Origin of the sequence: Occallatibacter sp., from assembly GCF_049802275.1 — a bacterium.
Classification (GTDB): Bacteria; Acidobacteriota; Terriglobia; order Terriglobales; family Acidobacteriaceae; genus Telmatobacter.
The window spans coordinates 1-3,578 of sequence record NZ_JBARMD010000197.1 but is presented as its reverse complement, the minus strand read 5'-3'; the positions used below and the strand labels follow the sequence as shown (position 1 = coordinate 3,578).

Here is a 3,578-nt window from a genome sequence, read left to right as displayed (position 1 = left end):
CCAGCAGCAGTAGTGCAATGTTCGGATTTACGAGCCATCCCAGCAGATTCTCGCGCACCGTCGGCTCCACCACTTCAACCGTTGCGTTCTTCGTATGCAGAGTTTGCTTGCTGCCGTCCATCCGCGTTATCTGTCTTCCGTCTATGGTGTCCAGCAATTGCGTCTCATCCGGCGCAATCACATCGATGAGGTGCTGGTTGAGCGCTTCTTCCGCTGTATAAGAATGCGACGAGGCCACCGCCGCGATGGCTGCATCGGTGTTGCGATTCCGCTTGGCCACATACGATCGCATGAAGGCCTCGGCATCGTTTTCGATTTTCTGGCTCAGTGTCTCGTCAGGTTTGCCGCCCTCGAAAACCACGTGGGCCGCGCCCGCATTGGTTCCCGGCGCCATGGCCGCGATGTCTGCCGCCTCGAGCAAAAAGAAACCCGCCGATCCCGCGCGCGCGCCAGCCGGACTGACATAGATGATGACCGGCACGCGCGAACTCAGGATTGCACCCGCCATCGTGCGCATGGAGTCGACCAGGCCCCCCGGCGTGTTCATCTCAACCAGCAGAGCGGAGGCGCCCCGGCTGTTCGCCCGCGCGATAGCACGCTCAAGCAATTCGGCGCTTACGGGTTGAATCGTCTCGTCGAGCACCAGCTTTTCGACAACAGGTCGCTGGGCGCGCATTGTGCCGGCACCGAGACACACCAGCCCAATTGTTGCAATCAAGCAGAAGGCTAAACGGAACTTGAACCCACGCGCTTGCTTTAGCATGGCTCACTCCAATCGCTATTGCTTCTTCCCTGACCTCGCCTCGATCTCTCGGTCCAGTGCCTTTGCTGTGGCGCTGCCAGGATCGAGTTTCAGCGCTTCGTTAACATCCTTGGTGGCGTCGTCCATGTGGTTTGCAGCCATGTCGAGTCGCCCCAGAACGAGATATGCATCCGGCGAGGGCGACAAACGCAGTGCCGCGTTGGCCTCGTTCCGGGCCGCGGTCAAATCTCCCGTGCGCTCGCGTACAGAGGCTAGTCCAGCATGCGCTTCGGCCAGAGAAGGGTCGGCCGCCTCTGCCGCCTGGTACAACCGCTCAGCCTCCAGCAGCAGGCCGCGATTGAAATAGTCCTTCGCTTGCGAAGCGAGTTTCACCGCTCGGTCATGAGGCGACAGCGCTGCCAGCCGGGTCGCTTGCATCTGGTCCATCATCAATGCCGCCTGCTTGAATGCGCCTGCGTCGAAGGTGCGCACGATACGCTCCAGCGGTTCAACTGCCTCACCCGCGTCTGCGGATTTGGGAGCCTTCCATGCGGCAAGCAGATGCTGAGCCTCAGCGTCGTTTGGCCGCAGTTTAAGACACTGATTCAGCTCGTTGACAGCATTTGCCTCCGAGCCGTGGCGCTTCACGCTGAGAGCAAGATTGAAATGGTAGTCCGCATCGTTCGGGTCAGCCGCCGCCGCCTGAACGAACAATCCGGTGGCGTCATGACCTTGCCTGCTTACCGCGACGCCTTCGTTATTCAGCACTTCGGCCAGTGGCAATTCACGCGCAACCCCGGCAAACGACTCCTGGGCCTGTACGTAGGAACCGGAGTACAGCAGAGAGAGCCCCCTGTAAAAGCCCGCTTCCAGAGCATTCGAATCGTTCGGGCTTACCTTGGCGAATGCCGACGCCGCTTCTTCATATTGCTGCTCGTTAAAGTCCTCGCGGCCAAGCGCCATCCATGCGGAACTGTAATTCGGGCTCAAAGCAACGGCCTGTTTCAAATGCCGCTGGCGCTCCTGCTGGTCTGGTTCTGAAATCCCGCGAATGTACTGCTCAAAGGCATCCAGTCGCAGACTTGCTCCGGCAGCGAGAAACGTGTCCTGGGCCACTCCAAACCCGGGATCCATAATTCGCGTGAGCCGCCACGCGAGTGAGTCGAAAACGGCGATCAAGTCATGCGTCTCGCCACGCGCCATCACAGGGTCGCTCATCCGCAGATGCGGGACATTGAGCACACGCGCCTCCGCGACAAAACCCGTGCCCTCCATCCGATAGCTACCCACGATGATCGAGTCGACGTCAAGAGTCTGCGCCAGTTTGAGTGCGCTGGCCCGTGAAGGCTGAAACTGCTGTGGTAAGCCGAGGTGATCGAGCGCGTACATGCGATCGACGCGGTTCATTGGCGCGAATCCTGCAGAAGCAAATCGCGCGTCTAGAATCTCTGGCGCAGCCTCGCGAATCCACTCTAGGCTCGGCTGACCGGTTCCGTTCTCGAAAGGAAGCACCAGCAGGATCCGGTTCTTGCCCGCGTCTGCAGTGTCTGTCGCGGATGCCTGGGCGCGCGCCGCCACGCTGGATACCAGCATCAGCAGCAACACGGTCCCGGCCCATACATGCACTGGCCGGATCCATCTGCGAAATCGAAAAAGGAAGAGCACGACAGGCTTGATTATAGGTGTTCAGGCTCTTCGGGAGCACCGTTCCGAAGGTGCCCCAAAGTTCAACGTACCGCGTCTGGTAACTGCGTTCGGGCCTCAAATTGCCGATTAAATCGAATCAGGGCGATCCACTGCGCGTGGTCTTCCCGCTGCCAGTTCAATGTTCCATGCAGACGAAGCGCGATGGCCTCCGGCGGTAGGTCATGATGCAGCCCGAAGTACTTCTGGTCAAGAGCTTCGCTCTTCGGACCGAGACTCAACAGCAATGAAGGCGGATCGTATTTCGTTGAGAAGACCAGGGCAGTCGAGTAGCCGCCCGGGTCATCGGCTGCGCGATCGATCTGCCCCGACGTGAAATCTTCCAGCCGATAGACCTGGTAGGGCGTCTTGACATAGCCCAATTCCGGCTTGGTCAGCTCATCCGTAACAGGCCACGCTGAAAGCACAGTGGATCCAGGATAGCGCTTGTTGAGTTGCGCGATGCCCGCCATGTGCAGCCGAATCACGCGGGCGTACTCCAGGTTGTCCTCAGGCGCAAAACGGTACGGTGGATTAATGAAGAGCCCGGCGACAAATGCCCCGGCCGAAAGCACTGCAAGCGCCTGCCAATACGGTACCCGGCGCGAGAACGTCGACACCGCGACCAGCAGCACCAGTGGATACATGGGCAGCAGATAGCGCGTGAGCAGTGCGCCGCCCAACACACTGAACAGCACGGCATTCGCAAGCAGAATGAAAAATATCTGCCAGAGAGTTCGGGAACTGATGCGCGGGCGCTCGTGTCCCTCGCTGTCAAGCCGTGGATTCAGCATCAATGCGGCGATGGTCAGCAGCGACGGCACAAACATGTTCATGTGCGCCGTCAGGTGCAGCAGCCGATGCCCGAATGCAGCGAAGAATCGCGCTGGCTCGAAGTTGGCTTGGGCGTTGTATTTCAGAAACTCCGGATTTCCAAAGACGAACCCAGTCTTGAAGAAATGCCAGCCATACCACGCAATCAGGGGCAGAGTACAGCTTGCGAACCAGGCGGCATCGATCCAACGCCGCCTCCGCAGTGGCTGCGCTGCGCGAGCCCCCTCGACTGCGGCCATCACTGCCAGCGTCATCGGAACCGCGATGGCCGTCTCCTTCGAAAGCACCGCCGCGGTGAACCACAACGCGGCTGCGACCG

General features: G+C 59.8%; 2 protein-coding genes and 1 pseudogene. All 3 read right to left on the bottom strand.

Annotation, left to right across the window (positions count from 1 at the left end; all coding sequences use genetic code 11):
• A partial coding sequence (locus WA354_RS06550; RefSeq protein ID WP_472812201.1) for an NfeD family protein occupies nt 1–763 on the bottom strand: 763 nt, incomplete at its 3' end.
• Nucleotides 764–778: 15 nt separating this feature from the next.
• Nucleotides 779–2,368 (bottom strand): tetratricopeptide repeat protein, encoded by a 1,590-nt coding sequence (locus tag WA354_RS06545; RefSeq protein ID WP_472812200.1) that lies wholly within the window; start codon nt 2,366–2,368, stop codon nt 779–781.
• Between the two features lie 101 nt (nt 2,369–2,469).
• Nucleotides 2,470–3,578, bottom strand: a pseudogene (locus tag WA354_RS06540) (glycosyltransferase); the annotation flags it as partial.